Source organism: Limosilactobacillus reuteri subsp. reuteri, from assembly GCF_000016825.1.
GTDB lineage: Bacteria > Bacillota > Bacilli > Lactobacillales > Lactobacillaceae > Limosilactobacillus > Limosilactobacillus reuteri.
In genome coordinates this window covers 1,101,771-1,123,031 of record NC_009513.1, presented here as the reverse complement: position 1 = coordinate 1,123,031, position 21,261 = coordinate 1,101,771, and the positions used below count along the sequence as shown (strand labels likewise).

16 protein-coding genes, 1 pseudogene and 1 other annotated feature are annotated in these 21,261 nt (G+C 34.3%); of the genes and pseudogenes, 16 read left to right on the top strand and 1 reads right to left on the bottom strand.

The features are described 5' to 3' along the window. Nucleotides 1-12 precede the first annotated feature (12 nt). The 13 genes and pseudogenes from LREU_RS05565 (at nucleotide 13) to LREU_RS05500 (ending at nucleotide 16,792) form a co-directional block, all read left to right on the top strand. Nucleotides 13-513, top strand: a complete 501-nt coding sequence (locus tag LREU_RS05565; protein ID WP_035164375.1) for a hypothetical protein — start codon at nucleotides 13-15, stop codon at nucleotides 511-513. A gap of 105 nt (nucleotides 514-618) precedes the next feature. Then, the gene (locus LREU_RS05560; RefSeq protein WP_003667038.1) at nucleotides 619-1,017 is read left to right on the top strand and encodes a winged helix-turn-helix transcriptional regulator; all 399 of its coding nucleotides are present in this window, start codon (nucleotides 619-621) and stop codon (nucleotides 1,015-1,017) included. Between the two features lie 396 nt (nucleotides 1,018-1,413). Further along, on the top strand, nucleotides 1,414-2,415 hold the full coding sequence (locus tag LREU_RS05555; protein ID WP_003667039.1) for an LCP family protein: 1,002 nt from the start codon (nucleotides 1,414-1,416) through the stop codon (nucleotides 2,413-2,415). Between the two features lie 70 nt (nucleotides 2,416-2,485). Next, a complete protein-coding gene (locus LREU_RS10540) occupies nucleotides 2,486-2,671 on the top strand; it encodes a Wzz/FepE/Etk N-terminal domain-containing protein (RefSeq protein WP_309299635.1) in 186 nt (61 codons plus the stop codon). Beyond that, nucleotides 2,605-3,600: pseudogene (rfbB, locus tag LREU_RS05545) on the top strand (dTDP-glucose 4,6-dehydratase); the annotation flags it as partial. The gene LREU_RS10540 and the pseudogene rfbB, both read left to right, overlap by 67 nt. Before the next feature lie 146 nt (nucleotides 3,601-3,746). Then, nucleotides 3,747-4,592, top strand: a complete 846-nt coding sequence (gene rfbD / locus LREU_RS05540) for a dTDP-4-dehydrorhamnose reductase (protein ID WP_003667041.1) — start codon at nucleotides 3,747-3,749, stop codon at nucleotides 4,590-4,592. A gap of 99 nt (nucleotides 4,593-4,691) precedes the next feature. Then, nucleotides 4,692-6,275, top strand: a complete 1,584-nt coding sequence (locus tag LREU_RS05535; protein ID WP_011953483.1) for a DUF2971 domain-containing protein — start codon at nucleotides 4,692-4,694, stop codon at nucleotides 6,273-6,275. A gap of 1,746 nt (nucleotides 6,276-8,021) precedes the next feature. Beyond that, complete coding sequence (locus LREU_RS05530) at nucleotides 8,022-9,704, top strand: KAP family P-loop NTPase fold protein (RefSeq protein WP_223659261.1); 1,683 nt, start codon at nucleotides 8,022-8,024, stop codon at nucleotides 9,702-9,704. A gap of 1,241 nt (nucleotides 9,705-10,945) precedes the next feature. Beyond that, nucleotides 10,946-12,559, top strand: a complete 1,614-nt coding sequence (locus LREU_RS05520) for an ATP-dependent nuclease (protein ID WP_003667049.1) — start codon at nucleotides 10,946-10,948, stop codon at nucleotides 12,557-12,559. Then, nucleotides 12,544-13,635: a UvrD-helicase domain-containing protein gene (locus tag LREU_RS05515; protein WP_003667051.1), complete on the top strand. Its 1,092-nt coding sequence runs from the start codon at nucleotides 12,544-12,546 to the stop codon at nucleotides 13,633-13,635. Before LREU_RS05520 ends, LREU_RS05515 begins: the two co-directional genes overlap by 16 nt. A gap of 176 nt (nucleotides 13,636-13,811) precedes the next feature. Beyond that, nucleotides 13,812-15,023 (top strand): IS21 family transposase, encoded by a 1,212-nt coding sequence (gene istA / locus LREU_RS05510; protein WP_011953482.1) that lies wholly within the window; start codon nucleotides 13,812-13,814, stop codon nucleotides 15,021-15,023. 4 nt (nucleotides 15,024-15,027) lie between these two features. Then, nucleotides 15,028-15,786 (top strand): IS21-like element helper ATPase IstB, encoded by a 759-nt coding sequence (istB, locus tag LREU_RS05505; RefSeq protein WP_003667054.1) that lies wholly within the window; start codon nucleotides 15,028-15,030, stop codon nucleotides 15,784-15,786. An 88-nt stretch (nucleotides 15,787-15,874) separates the two neighbouring features. Then, nucleotides 15,875-16,792, top strand: coding sequence for a hypothetical protein (locus LREU_RS05500; protein WP_003667055.1), 918 nt, complete (start codon nucleotides 15,875-15,877; stop codon nucleotides 16,790-16,792). 1 nt (nucleotide 16,793) lies between these two features. Here LREU_RS05500 and LREU_RS05495 read toward each other — a convergent pair whose 3' ends face one another. Further along, nucleotides 16,794-17,762 carry an IS30 family transposase gene (locus tag LREU_RS05495; protein ID WP_003667057.1) on the bottom strand — a complete coding sequence of 323 codons (969 nt, stop codon included), beginning with the start codon at nucleotides 17,760-17,762 and terminating at the stop codon, nucleotides 16,794-16,796. Nucleotides 17,763-18,053: 291 nt separating this feature from the next. Between LREU_RS05495 and LREU_RS05490 the strand changes: the two genes are divergently transcribed. The 3 genes from LREU_RS05490 to LREU_RS05480 all read left to right on the top strand — a co-directional run bounded on the left by LREU_RS05490 (nucleotide 18,054) and on the right by LREU_RS05480 (nucleotide 21,252). Next, on the top strand, nucleotides 18,054-18,479 hold the full coding sequence (locus tag LREU_RS05490) for a protein-export chaperone SecB (RefSeq protein ID WP_003667058.1): 426 nt from the start codon (nucleotides 18,054-18,056) through the stop codon (nucleotides 18,477-18,479). 149 nt (nucleotides 18,480-18,628) lie between these two features. Next, nucleotides 18,629-18,872 (top strand) — a binding site (T-box leader). Nucleotides 18,873-18,923: 51 nt separating this feature from the next. Then, on the top strand, nucleotides 18,924-19,856 hold the full coding sequence (gene mmuM / locus LREU_RS05485; protein ID WP_003667059.1) for a homocysteine S-methyltransferase: 933 nt from the start codon (nucleotides 18,924-18,926) through the stop codon (nucleotides 19,854-19,856). After that, nucleotides 19,849-21,252: an amino acid permease gene (locus LREU_RS05480; RefSeq protein WP_003667060.1), complete on the top strand. Its 1,404-nt coding sequence runs from the start codon at nucleotides 19,849-19,851 to the stop codon at nucleotides 21,250-21,252. Before mmuM ends, LREU_RS05480 begins: the two co-directional genes overlap by 8 nt. The last annotated feature ends 9 nt before the right edge of the window (nucleotides 21,253-21,261 follow it).

Sequence of the window (21,261 nt, the reverse complement as noted above, 5' to 3'; positions counted from 1 at the left end):
CAAGAGTATGAAATGGAAGTGCATTTTGCTAAGGTTGGTTGTCAAACACGGGGGTATGTTGCTGGTCACCATCGCCTAGTGCCAACTTGTGGATCATCAAATGAACAGGTTATTTATTACATGGTTCATCTGATGGAGGACGCTAGTGAGTTAGAGAGTGATAAGAGGGTAGAAATGATTATGAATGGCCGAGCAGGAGACAAATACCATGTCCAAGTTGCTACTTCTGAGCGCACTTTTCGGCGAATTGTAAGTGCCGCTGATGAAGTTGCTAATGACCAGCTTTCCCTCTTTGAATACTGGATGCATCGCCTGGGGAAGGTGAAAAGGGAGCTCTTCGAACGAACCTACTTTGGTGATTATTGTGTTTATACGAAACTTCGTAAGTTGGCACTTGATCTCTTTATTCGAACAGTTTTACATATTCTGAATAAGGCTCATAAGAAGGTATATGGCGAAGAAACACCCGCTGAACTTGTTAAAGAAGTAAAACGGGTGATAAATAAGTTCTGAGAGAAAAAACAGCACAAAAATGCACAATAATTAAACATTAGTCCATTAGCTTGTTATAATAGGTGGTGAAGAGGAGTAGCTTAAGTAATAGAATGGAGCATTTTTATGACTGAAAAGAAAGATGAGTGTGGCGTAAAATACACACTAGATGTTTTAGAAGATCGATGGCAACCACGGATTATCTTTTGGTTAGGCTTTCGGCCATTTGCCATTGAGGAATTACATCAATTGCTACCAGAGTTGACAGATGTTGCTCTTAACGAAGAAATAACGTCCTTGCAGAACTTGCGAATTGTTAATCCAGTTGTCGATGAAGAAAACAAGTATTCATTGACTGACGATGGTAATGACTTGCGTAACATGGTCCTAACCATGAGCGTCTGGGGGCGACAACAAATGGATGACTCTGCTAACCGAGTTTCCACGCAGATCGTTGAGCCGGAAAAAGATGCCAGTATGTCAGAGCTGATAGAGTTTAATGAGAAGCTTAATGAATATATGTAACGAACGGTGAGTGCCTAAGGAAAGTTTCCTGGGCACTTTTTTTGTTAGGCAAAACAACCAAATTTGAATTTGTAACTAAAATGAAATAAACAGGTAATTAACGATCAGAATTCGCAATTAGCCCGTTAAAAGGCTGATATAATCACAAGGAAAGAGAGAAGGAACTTGATGATTTGACGAAAATGTGAAAAAGTTATGAAATTCATCCTTGACTATCGGTATTACATTCTTAATAATGTATTAAGTAATTATAAATTTGATTGACTGACAACTGATATTAAAAAAGTTTGTAACTCGTTATTTACCATTGTTAGTGTAGGTTTCCAGTAATGTAACTTGTTGCACTAGTGGATTTTTTTTAATTACGGCGTTAGTCAAAAATGGGAGAAATTTTTTATGTCAGACGAAAATAATCGACCCTTGAATAATGATGATGGTATGCAACAACCGGAACAACACCATCATCACCACCACAGACATCATCGGCGTCACCGGGGATGGAAGATCTTCTGGTCAGTTGTAGGGGTATTAGTCCTCGTCGCCCTGTTCTTTGCGGGGATGGCATGGCACAACCTAAAATCAACGACCGATGATATGTATAGTAGCGCGGGTGCTACCAAGTCGCGGGATGCGCAAAAGGTGCTTGATCAAAAGAAACCCGTGTCAATCCTCCTGTTAGGAACTGATACCGGGGCACTTGGTCGGGATTATAAGGGTCGGACGGATACGATCATGGTAATGACTTTGAATCCAAAGACGAAGACGACCACGATTGTTAGTCTTCCTCGGGATATGAAGGTTAACTTACCGGGTTATCCGCAATATTCACCAGCAAAGATCAATGCTGCTTATACCTATGGGGGAGTCAAGGAATCAATTAATACGATCCAGGACCACTTCAATATCCCAATTGACTACTATGTCTTAGTCAACATGGGTGGTTTGGAAAAGGCAATCAACCAAGTCGGTGGAGTTGATGTCAAGTCCCCATTGACGTTTGATTATGAAGGCTATCACTTTGAGAAGGGTGAGACCTACCACATGAATGGAAAAAAGGCCCTTCAATTCAGTCGGATGCGGTATGACGATCCTGATGGTGACTATGGTCGGCAACAACGGCAACGGTTAGTAATTACTGCTTTGCTTAAGAAGTCCGTTTCATATAAGACGGTTCTTAACCGGTCATTCTTACGGTCAGTATCTGATAACTCACAAACCGATTTGACCTTCAATGATATGATGCGGTTAGCGCAAAGCTATCGTGATACGAACGAACACATCGTTCAAGATCATGCGCAAGGGCGAGGGCAAAATGAAGACGGTCAAGCCTTTGAAGTGGTGCCAACCAGTGAGCAACAACGGATCACTAACTTGTTACAAAATAGTCTAAAAAATTAATACATGAGGAGTAGAAGTCGTGAATAGTTCACAACAAACAGCGAATAATACAATTGATTTGCATCGGTTAATGATGCTCTGTCGTAAACATATTAAGATGTTAATTATCTGGACATTACTTGCCGGAGTGCTCGGGTATGTCGTCGCCCAGTTCGTCGTGGTACCAAAGTATACGGCGACGACCGAAATCTTGGCTCCAACTTTGTTCACTACGTTGTTAACCATCACCCGGAAGTTGAACACATTACGGTTTTAGATAAACTGACTTATGCTGGTAATCCGGCTAATCTTGATGGTTTGCCAAAGGATAAAGTTGAACTTGTCGTTGGGGATATTTGTGATAAAGACTTAGTTGATAAGCTGGTAAGCCAAGCTGATGCCGTTGTGCACTATGCGGCTGAAAGTCACAATGACAACTCCTTAATTGATCCCACCCCGTTCATTCAAACTAATATTGTTGGTACTTCAGTTTTAATCAATGCTTGTCGCAAGTATGACGTTCGTTACCACCATATTTCAACGGATGAAGTCTATGGCGATTTACCATTGCGGGAAGACTTACCCGGTCATGGTGAAGGAAAAGGAGAAAAGTTTACTCCTGAATCACCATACCGGCCATCAAGCCCTTACTCCTCATCAAAGGCTAGCTCTGACTTGTTAGTACGGGCCTGGGTCCGGTCATTTGGTTTACGGGCGACGATTTCCAATTGTTCCAATAATTATGGTCCTTACCAACACATTGAAAAGTTCATTCCACGCCAGATTACTAATATCTTGAGCGGTATTCGGCCCAAGCTTTACGGATCCGGCAAGAATGTTCGTGACTGGATTCACACTAATGATCATTCCCGGGCGGTTTGGGATATTTTGACCAAGGGTAAGATCGGTGAAACTTACCTGATCGGGGCCGATGGTGAAAAGAATAACAAGGAAGTTCTGGAAATGATCTTAGAGTTAATGGGCCAACCTAAAGATGCCTATGATCAAGTTAAGGATCGTCCCAGACATGATTTGCGTTATGCCATTGATGCCACGAAGCTCCGGACAGAATTAGGCTGGGAGCCAGAATTTACTGATTTCAAGACCGGTTTACAACACACGATTGATTGGTATACGGAACACCAAGATTGGTGGAAAGATGAAAAAGCCGCAGTTGAAGCGAAGTATGCGAAAAACGGTCAATAAAAGATAAAAAGAGTCGTGTTATTCCCGAAGTTTAAGGGATGCACGACTCTTACTTTAAGGACAACAGATGGATGACATGGAAAAATATTGAGAGCTGTTGTCAAACTGATTATATCATTAATTGGCTTTAATTAAGGAGAAAACAAATGACAAAAATTTTAATTACTGGTGCTAATGGTCAACTCGGTTCCGAATTACGTAATTTATTGGATGAACGCGGGGTTGCATATGACGCCTTTGATTCGAACCAAATGGATATTACTGATCAAGTCGTTGTAAATGAAAAGATTAGCGCGCTTGAGCCGGAAGTAATTTATCATTGTGCTGCTTATACCGCCGTTGATAACGCTGAAGATGTTGCCAAAGATCTCAATTGGCAAGTAAACGCCGATGGTACGCGTAATGTTGCCGAGGCCGCTAAAAAAGTTGGCGCTAAGATGGTTTACATCAGTACCGATTATGTCTTTGATGGGACCAATGAAGGCGAGTATGAAGTTGATGCACCCACTAATCCACGAAATGAATATGGTAAAGCTAAACTTGCCGGTGAAAAAGTAATCCAAGAAACCTTAGCTAATTACTACATCATTCGGACATCCTGGGTCTTTGGTAAATACGGCAAGAATTTTGTGTACACAATGCTTCGTCTTGCCAAAGACCATGATCAGCTCACCGTCGTTAACGATCAATTTGGCCGCCCAACGTGGACTAGAACCCTAGCAGAGTTTATGACGTACTTAGTCGATCATAATCAGCCATTCGGTACCTACCAACTATCTAACGAGAATAGTTGTTCCTGGTACGAATTCGCCACCGAGATCTTAAAGGATAAAGATGTTGAAGTCGCTCCTGTTGATTCTTCAGCATATCCAGCCAAAGCTTACCGCCCTCGCCATTCAGTTATGAGCTTGAAGAAGGCAGAAGATACTGGTTTTGAGATTGTCGATTGGCAGACCGCGTTAGGTGAGTTTATGGGGGAGATTGAAAAATAGTTTTGAGGATTTTTGTCAACTGGTATGGTTAACTCCAAATACTTACTACGAAAGCGTATAATAAATGATCTACATGTTAAAGGAGAAAGGACTATACATATGGATATCAAGGTTATTAGCGATAGAAGTCAACAATTAAATTCTAATTCTCTTATATTAGAACATGATAATTGGAATGACTATGGGTACTATGATTTATATAATGTAAGCTATGTACCTGTAAATCAAGAAGAAAAACCTATATATATTGGGGATTATAGAATAAGAAGTAGGATGGAAAATGGAGAATTAGACCTTGAAAAAGGTCAGTTTATTTCTCTTGGGTGTTCTATAAAATTTTATGATAATCTTTATAAAACTCTGAAGCAGAATGAGTATGACTTAGAAGATATGGAGCAGATATTGTTAAATTTAAACGACCTTTTGGTGGTAGATTCAGATATTATTTCTATAGATTCTGTTATAACACTTGATGAAACGACATTAAAGATTACTAAAAAAGACTCGAAGATAGAATTTCCTGAGATTGATAAAACACTATTTAGAGATAAACAAGATGATATTTATTATTTGAATGTATTACTAAAAAAATATCAACATAATTTATTTGATTTTTTTGACCTAAATTCGTTTAAAGAAATTCTAAATAGTCTTCATCAAGATGAAACATTTTTAAATAACTTTGTAAAATATATTATTAATGCTGATACTGATATCATAAAGCCACTTGTGGAACTAATTGTATCGTTTAATGAATCTAATAGAGACTCAGAAGAAGTAAGTAAAATAATTTTGAAGAGAATTAGATCAAGATTCCAGCTAGATCAAGAATTAAATGAAAGAATAAATAAAATCTTAAATAGTCATACGAGAATAATGGAATTGGTAAAGGATATAAGGGAATTATTAAAAGTTAAGGAAGAAGAAATTGAGCAAGTTATTATCGGGCATTATACTAGTTTGAACACAATACATTATCTTATAAAAAATAAAAAAGAAGACCCTAAGATTCCTTATATGAGGTTAACAAATATTAATCAAATGAATGACCCATTAGAAGGGAAAGTAGTTTTTAATTTTCTAAACCAAGAATCTACACATAACACACAAAATTACGTATCTTGTGCAACTATTGCTAAAGATAGTTTACCTATGTGGAACTTATATGCAGAGAATGCAACAGGAGTATTTCTTGTTTATAATAAGGAATATCTAAAAAATATTATTAATAATCAATCAATTAATCTATTTCATGTATGTTATTTTAATTATGAAAATATAGATAATACCATTTGTGTTCCTTCATCAAAAGATTCAGAAGCTCTTGCTAAAAAAGTAAACAAAAAACTAAAAAAGCTACAAGAAGAAATAGACTCTTCTTCTAGTTCTGATAATAATTTATTTCAAACTATTGAAGATATGTCTTTCCTATTTAAGAATATTGAATATTCTTACGAAAAAGAATTAAGATTTCATATTAATTCCCCAAAAGAAATTGAGTTAGAAACAAATGGTTCATTTCCATTTCCTTTTCTATATACCTACTTTAAGGAAGAACTAAAATACGATAAGATAATTTTAGGGCCAAAATCAACTATAGCTAGAGATTTTATTTCACCATATATTGGGTATATAAGTGATAATAAAGTTGAGGTAGAAGAGTCACAGACACATATTAGATAGTAAGTGGTATCTATACCAACGCATCTGTAAATAATTTGTGCCCATATCAATTCGTCTAGCCTTGAATAACGTGAATCTCCAAAACTGAGACTATTATCAGTTTTGGAGATTTTTGTCCGCATGGCATGAATATTAGCCAAGCGTTGGAAGTTTGCTATGAACCATAGTAGTCGAAACCGTGAGCTGAGAACGTAGATATCCACTGTGAAAGGGAATCTGATGAATAGAAAGTAGCTAATAGGTTGGAACCAGCTGGATAAGAAATAAGCTAAAGTACAATACTACTCGAAGCTAATTCTGGTAAAACTAGCAGTAACATGGTACAAGAGGCAATATTCTTGCTTAGGAAGAATCGGCTTATATGTTTCCGACAACATGAATTATATTAGAAGTAGAATTAGTGCGACTGTAGAAAATAGAAACACAAACTGACTACTTGTTGAGGATAGATGTGGAAAATCAAAAGTATATAAGTGAGTGTAAATAGTCCAACAAGTGATAGCTCAAGTGTTAATGCCCATATTTGAGCTATTTTTTCGGATAGTAGTTTTGGATTTCGCCCACAGCGTGGTGTTAAAGACGTGATAGCGAAGGTAGTTGATAGCTGATTCGACAATGTTAATTATGATTTGCTAATGAAATATCTCTAGCACTATATTAGTGAACCATGGATATTGTGGCTAATTCGTAAATGCCTTACGAGTAGAGTTCTAGCTCATGGGTGTTTTGTGAGGAATAAAAAAGTAGCTCTGCAAGGAAATCTGTTTTTACTGTTATTGATGAATATTGATCTAAATTAGTTGGAAAAAGAACTGAACAGGCCTAGCTTAGTTACCACGTTATATGGATAACTGTAACATTTGCGTTAGAAGTACATGGATCGAGGAGTAACGAGACTAAGTAGTACAAAGCATTACTTAATTTCTAGAAAGACAATTAAAAGTTAAAGTAAAGTTTGTAGTTACTTATGCTTAAAATTCTTAAGCTTTTTGTTAAGTATAAAACACACCTATGCGCGACCTACTAAAGAGTTACAACGGCGGATTAAACAAGCGTTAGCGTTAGAATACCTATCCAAATGTAATCGAGGAGTTTCGGTAACTAGAATATTTGAAGAAATCCAACAGAAAAATGTATAGGTAGCTTCAATATTATTTAATTGATAGAATGACAACGTTTGCTCAACGACGAGACTAATAGTTATGAGAACGTATTCGACAATATATCTAGAAGCTGTAGAAGAAATTCAAAATAATAATTACTAATTTAAGGAAACTAGACATATTATAATAATGCACAGAAGTTCGCTAGTACACACAAAGAATAGAGAATATCGGTAAATCACCGTATATGAAACCATACGTACAGTGGTGTGAGAGCTCAATAATTTAAGAAAAAAAGGAGATATTCATGAAAAAGAAGGTGTTTTCGGTTTGCAGATTAATAATTATTAATCTCATCATAACGTTGTTAAGTTATTTAGTTTTTATTCAATTTTCTAATAAAATAATAAAAAAAGTGAATGACTATAAGTATTACTTTATATTATGTTTTATTCTGTTTATTGTTGTATTTAGATTGTATTCTTTTTTGAAAGATAGATTTGTAAATCTAATGGATTATATAATTTTAAATTTTTCAATATTTAGTTTTCTTCTTCTTTTATATTATTCGGCTATCTACTATTATTTTATCATTTTATTATGCGACTATATTTATTTGGGTATTAGGATTGTATTTTTAACGGTGTATTCGACACTATATAAAAATGAAAAAAATCTTTTTACTATAAAAGAAGTGACCGAAAGTATTTTAAAAAAAGAGAAATTACCTTCACATTTCCTTTTAGATGAAGAAGCAGTAAACTATGATTTTTTAAATAGAGGTTTTCAAGTTAATGATCTTGCTAAGAGTATTAGGGACATAAACTTTAATGGTAGATTTACTATTGGAGTAATTGGAGAATGGGGGCATGGAAAGACTACTTTAATTAATAATTGTATTTATAAATTAAATAGTCCACAATATCTACTTTTTCAATTTAATCCCTGGATGTATGGATCTACTTCAAAACTTTTTGAGGCATTTTTTAATCAAATGCCGAATGAAGTATTTCCACATAATATAAGAAACTTAAAGTTAATTAAAGCTATAGTAGAATTAATCACAAAGCATGATTATAAGATTTTTGATACTATGGGAATTGATGAACTAAATAATTATAAAAGAATACTTAGTACTAATTTGACTAGGTCGGGTAAAAAGATAGTAATTATAATTGATAATTTAGATAGGCTAAATAGTGATACATTGATTTCTTTATTAGGAATGATTTATAACTATTTTGATATAAAAAATATGATCTTTATCCTTAGCTATGATCAAAGTGCGGTTAATAAGATTTTAAAAGATAATGGAATAAAAGAAGGATATCTAGATAAAATAGTTCAGAAAGAAATAGATGTTTCAATTATTGACTATGCTAGTTTAAGTGATAAGTATGTAATGACTATGTCTGCTTTAACAGAATATTATTTGAGCGATGTATTAGATCAAAGTAACCTTGAATATTTAGTTGGTGAGGTAAAAAAATTTGCTTTATATTTAGCAAAACAACAACTTTCACTAAGAGACTTTAAAAGATATTTAAACTCAATGATATTACCCTATTTACAAGAGTCTCCTAGATTATTAAATACAATTGATTACTATATCATTAGTTATATTCATATGTTTTATCCAAATTCCTATAAAACTATATATCAACGTAAAGAAGATTTGTTAGATAATAAAATTGATTCGTTTATTGATGAATTTGATAAACCATGTCATCCACTGCTTAATTATATTTTTATAAATACAAATGAAAATGCTAAAGCTTTTTCTGAGGTACCAGATACTTCAATTGATGAAAAAGTTATAAGTGATAGTAACTTCTTTTACAGCTATTTCACATTAGCTCAGAATTCTAGAAGTACAATTTTAAATAGGATAGAAGACATAGTAAATAGTTTTAAGAAAAACTCAATTAGTAATAAACAATGGAAAGCAGAATTAAAAGAAGTAATACAGATAGCAATTGATAAAAATTATATTCGTAAGACATTTAACTATCTCACTAATTATCTACTTATTCTTGATGAAGAAGAACGTAGTTTATTCATTAAAGAATTTCTGACTTTATATCCGTTTGACAACATCGATAACAAAAAAATTATGAATGACCTTCTAACTTTTTTACTCCAAGAGTTATTTTATTCGCATAAAGAAGAAAATATGAAAACTATTATTAACGGTTTAGATAAAGCAATGAGCGAACAAATTATCAAGGAAGTTAATTCTATACTAAATATAAGTAGTGCTAATAACATAAAAGTTTTATCTAGATTATTAGAAGAGCGAAAGGATTTCCTTAAAAATGAAGATTAACCTTAAAAATGTAATAATCGACTATTCATTTTAAGTTATTAGGCTGCCAATAGCTATATAGTTCTGATTTAAAAAGCTTAAAATGTCTGTACTAAAACTATTGAAATAGTAAGGCGCTTTTAAGACTTTGGTCCTATGTCAAGTAATGTTGATACGCAAATATGAATCATCGCCAGTTAAATTGGGCTAGGGAGAACTGTCATTCGTGGCGGTTCTTTTTAGTTAGTTTGAATTTGGTGGCCAATAATTAAATAGTAAGAAGTCCGTATTGACTGCTTACAAATAACATAACATATGGAAGAAGTTATTCTTGGAATATTTGGAACCATATTTTTTATACGCGGAGTCTTGTTTCATGCCTTGCAGGTCTTTACAACGGGAATTCTATCTATTCTCTTAGGAATAGGTTTCGCATTTCTGAGGAAGAAGCATAATCTACTCTTAGGACGAGTATGACTCTTATTATGTCAAGGTTGAGGGCCTAACTTCTCTGAAAGCCCGTGTAAAAGGCGCTGATAACAATGATGAAAAGACGATTACTGATCAAAATCGGCATTTTGAATTGGAATATGACCATTTTGATAATGAGGATAAAGAAATAACGGTTACAGTAATTAATCTGGGAAGAACCAAGGAAAATAATAAAGTCAAAGCAATGGAGAACTTGAGAAACAAGAAGAATGAGAGAAAGAAAAACAAAAAAGTGCCACAAATGATACTATATTTTCTTCAAGTAGTGAGAAGAATAATGGAAATAAGTATAAGGATTAAAAGTGGTGGTTGAAGATTATGTGGTAGATCATCATGCAGGAGCTAAAATTGATCCATTTAATTATGATATCTAGAAGATTTTTTCGGGGATGTATGAGGTAATTGGATCGTATAACAATGTTCACGGTCTTAAACATCATTATATTACGTTGGTTCTAGATGCTGGAGTTAACAAACCCGAAATTTTACAGTTAGAAAATCTAAAATTAGTATAAAAGTACATGGCTTGCAATTATTTATATAAAATAAAATTTTAAGGAGCAAGAGAATTGAAGAAGTATTGGAAATAAGGATGACAATGTTTATAAGTGTGAATTTGCTAGGTTATATTAATACGAAAAACAGCTTGGACGTCGTTTTTTTATATGGTAGGATTAGAACGTATGTTTATTAAGATAACTTTGAAAACTTAATCAACTTAAGAAGGCTAAAGTTTGATAGAGTAAACGAAATAGGGGGAGAGATAAATATTGTATCTTAATGAGTTGTACTTATACAATTTTAAAAGCTTTAAGGGATTACAAAAAATAACATTTAATAGGAATAAAAATATTTTAGTTGGAAATAATGGAGTAGGAAAAACAACTGTGATTCAAGCTCTTAGACTAATCTTGAAAGGATCAAGTTTTGAATATAACGGAGTGAGTTACTTAGCAAAACTCATTAATGCTGAAATACAAAAGAATTATGATATAGGTACTCAATCGGTAGATGAGTTGCCATCATTCCAACTGGCTTTAACATTTGAAACGGAAAGTGATGATGAACTTATACCAAGTCTTAGAAAATTTGAAGGAGAAACCATAATTGGAGGAAAAAAGCTAGAAGGAAAAATGGGAATATCATTTTCTTACGAGTTTAACAGCGATTATGAAGATGAGTTTACGCTTTATCAAAAAACTAAGAATAATGATGAAAAATTGTTAATCCCTTATGATTTATATCATGTTAAACATAATCTGTTTGGTGGTGGAACGTATACGGCTAGAATGGATCCGATGAAGAGTGTGTTTATTGATAATGATCGATTTAATGGTGATCCATATAATATGTTTGCAAGACAGATGTATTATACATTGGATAAGAAGGAGCAATTACTTGCTAAATTTACATTTCGAGATAAAAATAATGACCTTTTTTCGGAAATAAATCAAAAAATTAATGGCTATAATTTAGAAGTTAATACGGATGGGTTGCGATTTGAATCTTTACTAGGAATAAAGAATGATAAGCAAGTTGCAATTGAAGAAGAAGGTAGTGGTAAAGAAAACTTAATTAAGACTAAAATTGCTTTAGATAAATCTATAGAGACAAAGTTGGTTGTTATTGAGGAACCAGAAAATCATTTAACAGCATCTAGTACCAGAGAGCAGCTAGCCAACATTGAAAAAAATAGTGATGATGTTCAAATAATTATGACAACTCATGATTCTCATATAGTATCTAGATTATCTGTTAGGAATTTATTGTGGTTAAAGGACTTTGAGAACAGGAAAAGTATCTATAAATTTCAAGATTTAGATGAATCCACTTTAGAGTATTTCAATAAGAGAGATGATTTAGACTTTTTGAGAATTTTAACTGCTAAAAAAGTTATTTTAGTTGAAGGAGCAGCAGAATATATTTTAATGCCTATGTTCTTAAAAAAGTTAAATGTAAAAAATGATATTGAAGTGCTATCAATGAATGGTAGATACTATCAACCGTTTGTAAAACTTGGCAAAGAAGTGGGAAATAAGATCTTAGTATTTACAGATAATGATGGTGAAATTGAGCGATTGCAAGAAATAAAAGAATTTAATGGAGAAAATGTTCGCGTATATACAGACCTTAACCTACTGAATTATACATTTGAAGTTTCAGAATACGAAAAAAATAAGACATTAATATGCGAGGAACCATTTAGTACTAAAGCTAATGTAGAAAATAAAGTTAATGGGCACACTTATGATAAATATGTTTCTTACATGTTAAATCATAAAACTAAAGTAGCACTTAAAATGCAAGAAAGATTTGCAAGAATAGATAGTCAATATAAAATACCAGATTATATTGTAGAGGGGATAAAATGGCTAATAGTATAATTTATCTTGCTAAAGCAGGAGCAGGAAAAACGTATTTTATAACTCATAGGTTGGATAAGTTAATAAATAAAAGGATTTTATACCTTACTTTTACTAACGATAATGCAAGGAACTTGAAAGAACAATTACTTGATCAAAATTCAATTGCAGGAAAAAGTAATTGTGATTTTTTCGAAGTTGAAACTTTCGACATTTTCTTATGGAAGGAATTCATAAAGCCATTCGAACAATCAATTATTCTAGAAAAGGGATTAGCTCCATTAAAAGGAATAGATTATAAAACTGAGCCTAGTATGTATACAAGAAAAAATCAAAAATCTTTCTGGCAAAATGAGAAAACCGATCAATTATATTCTAAACAGAGAATAAGTGCCATTATGGAAACAAGTTGCTTTGAGAAAGGAATGAGGAGACTGCATAAATATTTTGACTTTATAGTAATTGATGAATTTCAAGATATCTGTAAGCCGGAACTAAATTTGTTAATTAAAATGACAAAATGCAATTTTAATTTAGTCTTAGTTGGCGATTTATATCAATCATGTGTTGTGACTACAAATCGTCGACGGCTACCATATGCAAAGAAAGATTATGTTTCAATCGGTGAGGAAGAATTTCTTAGAAAGAAGGCTGGTTTCTTGAAAAGATATGTTACCGTAGACGTAAAAACTTTAGAAACTAGTTATCGAGTTACCCCTGATGTTTGCAGTTGGATTAGGAATAAATTAGGAATTTCAATTGAGTCACAGTCGTTAAATAGCGGGAAAGTAGAGATTACTCCTGCAGAAGATGTAGAACAGAGATTGAAACAATGCGATAAAATTTTAGTATGGGACATTGTAGCAGAGAATAAAGTAAAAAAAGTAATTTCTGCTTTGAATGATGATAAATTAATAACATGGGGAAAATCAAAAGGACTAACATATAAAAATGTTTGTATTATTTTAACTAAGTCCACAGTCGAATTTATTCAAGGGAAGAAAAAAGTTACTGATCTTAAAAGTATTAATAAATTTTATGTTGCATTAACTAGATCATTAGGCGATGTGTATTTAATTAACCCCGATTATCTTTAAATAATGAAAGTAAACTTGAGGTAGACTATCGACTTATGAGGATAGATGTTGATATCAAGAATATATAATATAATTTTGTCCACACCGGTTATAAAATGTTGGAAAACACCGATTTAAAATTGTCGGTTTTCCAACATTTTTTATACTTGTTTCATATTAAATCTGGAGGAATTTATATGAGACAAGATATTCGACAGGAGTTGAGAAAATATCAAATGGATAAAATTAAACCAAATTTTACTGAATTAGGTCGTCAATTAGGCTGTGATCCAAGGACAGCTAGAAAATATTATTATTTGAAAGACGATGGTTATGAAAACAAAAGAAAACGACGTAAAAGTAAATTAGATCCCTATCGAAATATTATTGATGAGAAGGTTAAGAATTCTTGTTCAGCTACTTCAATTTTTTATTTCATTAAGGAGATGGGTTATACCGGCGGTATAAGTATATTGCGTGATTATTGCCATCAAATTAAAGTAAAAAAACAAACAACTCCAGTTGTAAGAATTCAGACTGCGCCAGGTCAATCTGCACAAGTTGATTGGAAAGAGGATTTTGTTCTACATACCCGAAAAGGTACTCCTATTAAGTTCTCAATTTTTCTTTATGTTCTTGGATATTCCAGGAAAAAGTATCTTAATTTTGTCTTTGATCGGAAACAAGATACCTTATTCTCGAGTCTTGTTGGAGCTTTTGAATTTATGAATGGAGTTCCTAAAGAAATTGTCTTCGACAATATGAAAACAGCTGTTGATCATGCTAGAAGTTCCTTTACTAAGGTTGTATGGAATGAGAAGTTACTGGAGTTTGCACGCACTGCTGGTTTCACACCTAAATCATGTAAACCATTCAGACCACAAACCAAAGGTAAAGTCGAATCACTAGCTAGAACCATTGAACGATTAAGAGTCTATGATTATGAATTTGATAATGTAAATGACTTAGCACAGCTAATTCACAAGTTAAATGTGCAGCTTAATAATGAATTGAGTCAAGCAACTGGGGAGAAGCTAAACACTTTATGGACAAAAGAAAAAGAATATTTATCACCTTTTGACAAGAATTTGCTTCTGTCAGTAATTGATCGGGATCAAACTCGCAAAGTTTCCAATGAATCCATGATCACTTACAAGGGTAATAAATATTCTGTACCAGTTAAGTATATCGGAAAAGAAGTTACAGTCAATATAACCGATTCTCTACTTCTTGTATCATTTGATGGTCGCCTTCTTCGAAAGCATTTGCTTTCGGATCAGAAAATAAATTATCACCATGACGATCTACAAGAAGTACTCAGTAACGGTGTATATCACGATCTTGCCGAAGAAGAATTAGAGAAACAGGTTCAACGTAATCTTACTATGTTTGATAATTTAAGAGGATAAATCAATGACAGCTTATACAGAACTAGAAAATAACTTAGAAGCACTGAAACTAAATGCTATTAGAGAATATTTACCAAATTACCTCGAAGGAGACAAACAACTCTCGCTAGCTGAAATTCTTAAACAATTAACTGATAAAGAATTAAATTACCGTAAGCAGCGCTCAGCTCGTATGTCAATTCACACAGCACACTTCCCTTACCAAAAGGAAATTAAGGATTTTGATTTTAATTTTCAACCTTCTGTTGATAAAGAAAAAATAATCAATTTAATGTCAATGGAATTTGTTGAGAATGCACGTAATGTTTTATTTATTGGCAGTTCCGGGGTGGGTAAAACTCATTTAGCTACTGGACTAGGAGTTGAAGCATGTAAAAACCATTTGAGTACTTATTTTGTTAATTGTCATGAACTAATTGAAAGGTTGAAATTAGCTTATCAAGAGAATCGTCTTGAGCCTATGCTCAAGAACTATCTTCGTTATAAGCTTTTAATAATCGACGAAATTGGCTATTTACCAATTGATAATTTAGGGTCCAACCTATTTTTTCAGCTAATTTCAAGGAGATATGAAAAAAAGTCAATCATTGTTACTACTAATATTCCGCTATCTAAATGGGGACAAACTTTTTCTAATCCTACTATTGCCAATGCAATTCTAGATCGATTAGTTCATCATTCAGAAATATTTAAAATTTCTGGTAAATCATATCGCATGAAAGATTACACGGAACAACATACAAAACAGCATTTAAACCGGTGATTTCTGACAATTTTAAATCGGTGTTGACATAATTTCTAATGAAAATATTATTTTCTAGAAAGGAGAAATATTATGGCGTTACCAGATCGTGGAAGGTATATATGCATCGCGAGGATTTGCCTATCAGGATTACACATTGATAGATTCAATATTTTGCTTTATAGATGAAAATAATTTTAGAGGGATTGAAGTCGAGAGTGACAATGATTATGAAATAATAAATCAGAATATTTCTGTACAAGTTAAAATCGGTAAAGAAAAATTATCAGAAATTTCAGAAGTAATCACTAACTTACCTGATAATAAGGATAAGTACTTACTATATTTTTCGCAATTAGATAATAAAGCTAGAAACTTTTTTACTAATGTTAATGACTTTGGAAGTAACATTAGTAAATTATCAGATAACGAAATAATTAATAAGCTAAAGATAGATAAGAAAGACATCTATAAAGTAAGAAGGTGTAAGATAAAAATTCTACCTGCTCTAAATTCAGAAAATTATGTATGTGGTATTATTAGTAAGTGGTTAAGCAAACATCAAACAAATTCTGATATTGTAGGAATTTTAAATACATTGTTACTTCTTGCGAGAAAGGCTAGGACTTCCCAAAGCATTATTTCAAAGCGTGACGTGTTAGAAGTTATTCGTGATCAAAAATATATTCCTAACTTTACACAATCACTTGATTTAATTAATTATTTGTTGGGATTTAAATCTGATATTATTAACTGTATCAATTTTTTTATTAATGAAGTTGGAGCATCTATTCAATTAGAGCAATTAAAGCTTTTAATCATTGATAACAATTATGCTGCGTTAAAGCTGGTTAATAGATTGGCGAAAAATAATCCAAACTATTGGATCTTAAAGGATGCAACATATTTTTTATTTGGCAAAAAGACACTTGATAATTCAGCTAATGGAGAACCTATAGCTGGTTTAGAAAATTTTTATAGATTAGTTAAAGGTATAAAATATTTCATACCTGAAATGTCAATTTAAATTAGAAAAAAGGTGAAAGTTGTTCTTCTGTGACATGACTCAAGAATACTTCTAATGGTGTACGATAATTAAGAGATTTTCGTGGGATATTGTTGCGACGATGCATTAGCTGAGTGACTAGTTCGTCTGGTAAGTCGCGAAAATCTAGCTTTTTACTAAGACCATCACGACGCAAGAGGCCGTTATTATTTTCGTTTAACCCTCGTTGATTGGGAGCACCGACTTCCGCAAAATAGGTGTGAAGATCATACTTATTGGCTATTTCTCGCCATCCAGCAAATTCTTTCCCGTTATCAAAAGTAATTGATTTAACAAAGTGACGTGGCAGTTTAGCGAGCCATTGATCAAGCTGGCAATTCACTGCTTCGTCTGTTTTATGATGAATATTAAGGACAATCATTACTTTGGATTGTCGCTCTACTAGTGTCATTATCGCTCCGCGGTGAGCTTTACCTTGAACTGTATCAGCTTCAAAGTGCCCAAATTCATGTTGGTAATGCGGAAAATCACGATATCGTTGATAGATACTGCGTCCTAATTGGCCAGCTTTACCACGATGTTCCACATAGCCATTGGGATGGCGTTTTCCTTTCATCGGTAGCTGTTTAACGGAAAAGCCATACTGATTGCGGGCAAACATGCGATAAAGGGTGCGCATACTGCAGCTAATCGGGTGTTCATGACGACCAATAATAGTATCAGGAGTCCAACCTGCCTTGATTTGCGCATGGATATAGTTAACTTCGATAGTTGGCAGTTGGGTCTGCTTCCGGCCACAACGACGCTTATGTCGCTGATAAGTCTGAAGATATTGGTCGATGGTTTTACCGTCGTTGAGGAAACGATAAACACGATAGATGGTTTCTTGACTACGCTGAAGTAATTTAGCAGCCCGATAAGCTTTAGTACCTTGATACCAAAAATCAGCTATGAGAGTTAATTCACGTGTGGTAAGATGTTTATAGGTCATTTGTGATTGCCTTTCTTTTGATTAGGGATATTCAAAAGTCTATCACAAATGGCTTTTTATTTTTTCTAACTTAATTTTACAAACGACGAAAGAAGAAGCTCTGGATACAAAGAACTGGATATCAGATGAAGAGATTTATTCTGCTTTTTTTGATGATAAAGATGACAGTAATATTATTGATGAGTTAAATAGTTTGATAATGGCTTCATCGCAAGATCATAATCTAATATCTGTAAATACAAATTCAGCATTCAATGAAACTAAGACAATTGAACAAAAGGTTGCTTAATTATGGATTCACAAAATAACAAAAGTATCATTCAGTTTACAAATCCTGAGTTAGTAGAGTCCATATTTATGGAAAATCCTAACTATAAAGGTAGTTTAGATATTTCTCAAAATATGATGATAAGCACTAACCATAGTGATATTCAAATAGAAAGTAAATTTAATAAAAGCTCCATTGTCTCTCTAACAGTTTCCAATTTTAATCAAATAAATATGAATAGTAATAAGCCGTTCTTTATTAGACAGACGATGAAGGCAAAGTTTATTTGGAAAAAAGGATTGAGTACAGAAGAGGAAGAAGATCTTTTAAAGGTAAATGCTGCTTCTCTACTTCTGTCCTATATCAGACCACAAATTCGTAGTATTACCTCACTTTCTAAATTTCGTGAACAGAATATACCGTTTATAGATTTTACAAGTCAGTTATAGAATTACTCTCTATTTAAAACAAGATTAGCATTCTTTCTATAAAGTATAGATATTATTCTTACATCAGATTCATTTATAAATTAAAATCACATTAAAAACACCCTTGACGAATTTGCCCTCGCTCGTTATACTAATCGTAATTTATATGAGAATTCGCTGAGATCGAATGAGTAACTAATGATAGATTTAACAGAGAGCTGTGACTGGTGCAATGCAGTATTTCTAGAGTTAGTGAAGATGGTTCGTGAGCGATTGATCGGTGAATAATTAGCAGATCACGGCGTTGCTACCGTTACCCAAGCTGCAAATTTATTACTTATGAATAAGTTTGTTTGAGTGCAGGATTTTAACTTTCCTGAATTTGGGTGGTACCGCGTATTGATCGTCCCTTGAAAAGACTAGTTTCTTTTTGAGGGGCTTTTTTATTTACGAGGAGGGATAAAGATGACAAAGATTACTGCAGAATTAACTAAACCATTACTAATTGACGGCGCAATGTCAACGGCTTTGGAACAATTAGGTGCTGATACCAATAACTCATTATGGACGGCGAGTGTTTTAGCTAACCAGCCAGCATTAGTTAAAAAAGTTCATCAGGAATATTTTAAGGCGGGTGATCGGTTAGCAATTACTGATACCTACCAGGCAAATGTTCCGGCATTCATAAAGAATGGTTATTCAAAACAAGAGGCCCATTCATTGATCCAACGAGCAGTCGTCTTGGCTAAAGAAGCACGTGATGAATATCAGCAGGAAACCGGGATTTATAACTATGTTGCGGGCGCGCTTGGTCCTTATGGCGCTTATCTTGCTAACGGGAGTGAATATAGTGGTGCTTATCACCTCAGTACAATTGAATATCAACAATTTCATCGGCCACGATTAACTGATATTTTAACGGTTGGTGTTGATGTGATCGCGATTGAAACCCAGCCACGCTTAGATGAAGTGTTGGCAGAATTGGACCTTGTCAAAGAACTAGCTCCCGATACCCTATGCTATGTCAGTTTTTCCTTGAAAGATTCCACGCATTTACCAGATGGGACACCGTTAGCAGTGGCGGCTCGAACCGTTGCGAAGTATACAAATGTTTTTGCAGTTGGCGTGAATTGTATTCCATTAGAAGAGGTAACGGCAGCCATTGAGACGGTCCATCAAGTTACTGAGAAACCAGTTATTGCTTATCCCAATTCGAGTGCGACTTATGATCCGACAACAAAAACGTGGAGCTATCCCCATGGGCGTCGCGGTTTAGTTGATTACTTACCACAATGGATCGCGGCTGGATTGATAATCGTTGGGGGATGCTGTACTACTACGCCACAAGATATTGCTGCCTTGCATGAGTACTTAAAAGGAGGCGCCTATCATGACTAAGAAAACGCATTTAGCTCGTGAAATGAGTGCTCGTCATATCCAGATGATTGCGCTTGGTGGGGTGATCGGGACCGGCCTATTTCTCAGTTCTGGTTACACGATTCATCAAGCTGGGCCGTTGGGAACCGTTATTGCTTATTTGATTGGTGCGTTAATCGTTTATGCCGTCATGCTATGTTTAGGTGAGTTGAGTGTTGCGATGCCGTATACGGGGGCTTTTCATGTTTATGCCAAAAATCTGATTGGGCCTGCTACTGGATTTACCGTTGCGATCCTTTATTGGTTGACTTGGACGATTGCGATGGGCTCCGAATTTACCGCGGCTGGCCTAATTATGAAGCGCTGGTTTCCCCAGATTCCGGTTTGGTGGTGGAGCTTGTTATTTATCATTATTATCCTCTTATCTAACATTTTTACTGTCAAAGCATTTGCGGAAAGCGAATTTTGGTTTGCGGTGATTAAAGTAGTCGCAATCTGCGCGTTTATTTTGTTAGGAGCTTTAGCAGTAATTGATCTTATCCCGATTCAAGGTTATCATCATGCCCCTTTGCTGAACAACTTTACTAAGGATGGGCTATTTCCAGGCGGTTTTAGCGGCTTATTTATGACGATGCTAACGGTTAATTTTGCTTTCTCTGGGACTGAATTAATCGCCATCACCGCGGGGGAAACGAAGCATCCTGAAAAGACCCTCCCTAAGGCAATTCATACTACTTTATGGCGCTTAGTGATCTTCTTTGTCGGGAGCATGATTGTTATGGCTTCTTTGATTCCTTATCAAAAGGCGGGGGTAACGCAAAGCCCATTTGTCTACGTTTTTAGCCAACTTGGAATTCCATATGCTGCCGATTTAATGAATTTTGTTGTCCTCACCGCGATTATCTCTGCCGCTAATTCTGGTTTATACGCATCAACCCGGATGTTATGGTCATTAGCTAATGAAGGAACGATTCCGGCTGTCATCGCCAAAACTAATAAGCGCGGTATTCCGGTTTTCGCATTGCTCTTAAGTATGCTTGGTGGGGTGTTAGCTTTGCTTTCCAGCATCTATGCGGCTGGAACGGTCTATTTAGTCTTGGTTTCTGTTTCTGGATTAGCGGTTGTCTTTGTATGGATTGCAATTTCCTTATGTGAACTCATTTTTCGTCGGCGCTTTTTAGCAGCTGGTCACCAGTTAAGTGAGTTAAAGTATCGCACGCCATGGTATCCGGTTGTTCCATGGTTTGCATTTATTGCTAGCAGCCTTTCTTGCATCTTAATTTGGTTTGATCCACAACAACGAATTGCCTTGTATTGTACGATTCCGTTTGTAATTGTTTGTTATGCTGCTTATTATTTACAGACATTGTGGCGCAAGTATACTACGAAGAAAAAGGTTTCAACAGTTGTTAAATAGATGTAAAAA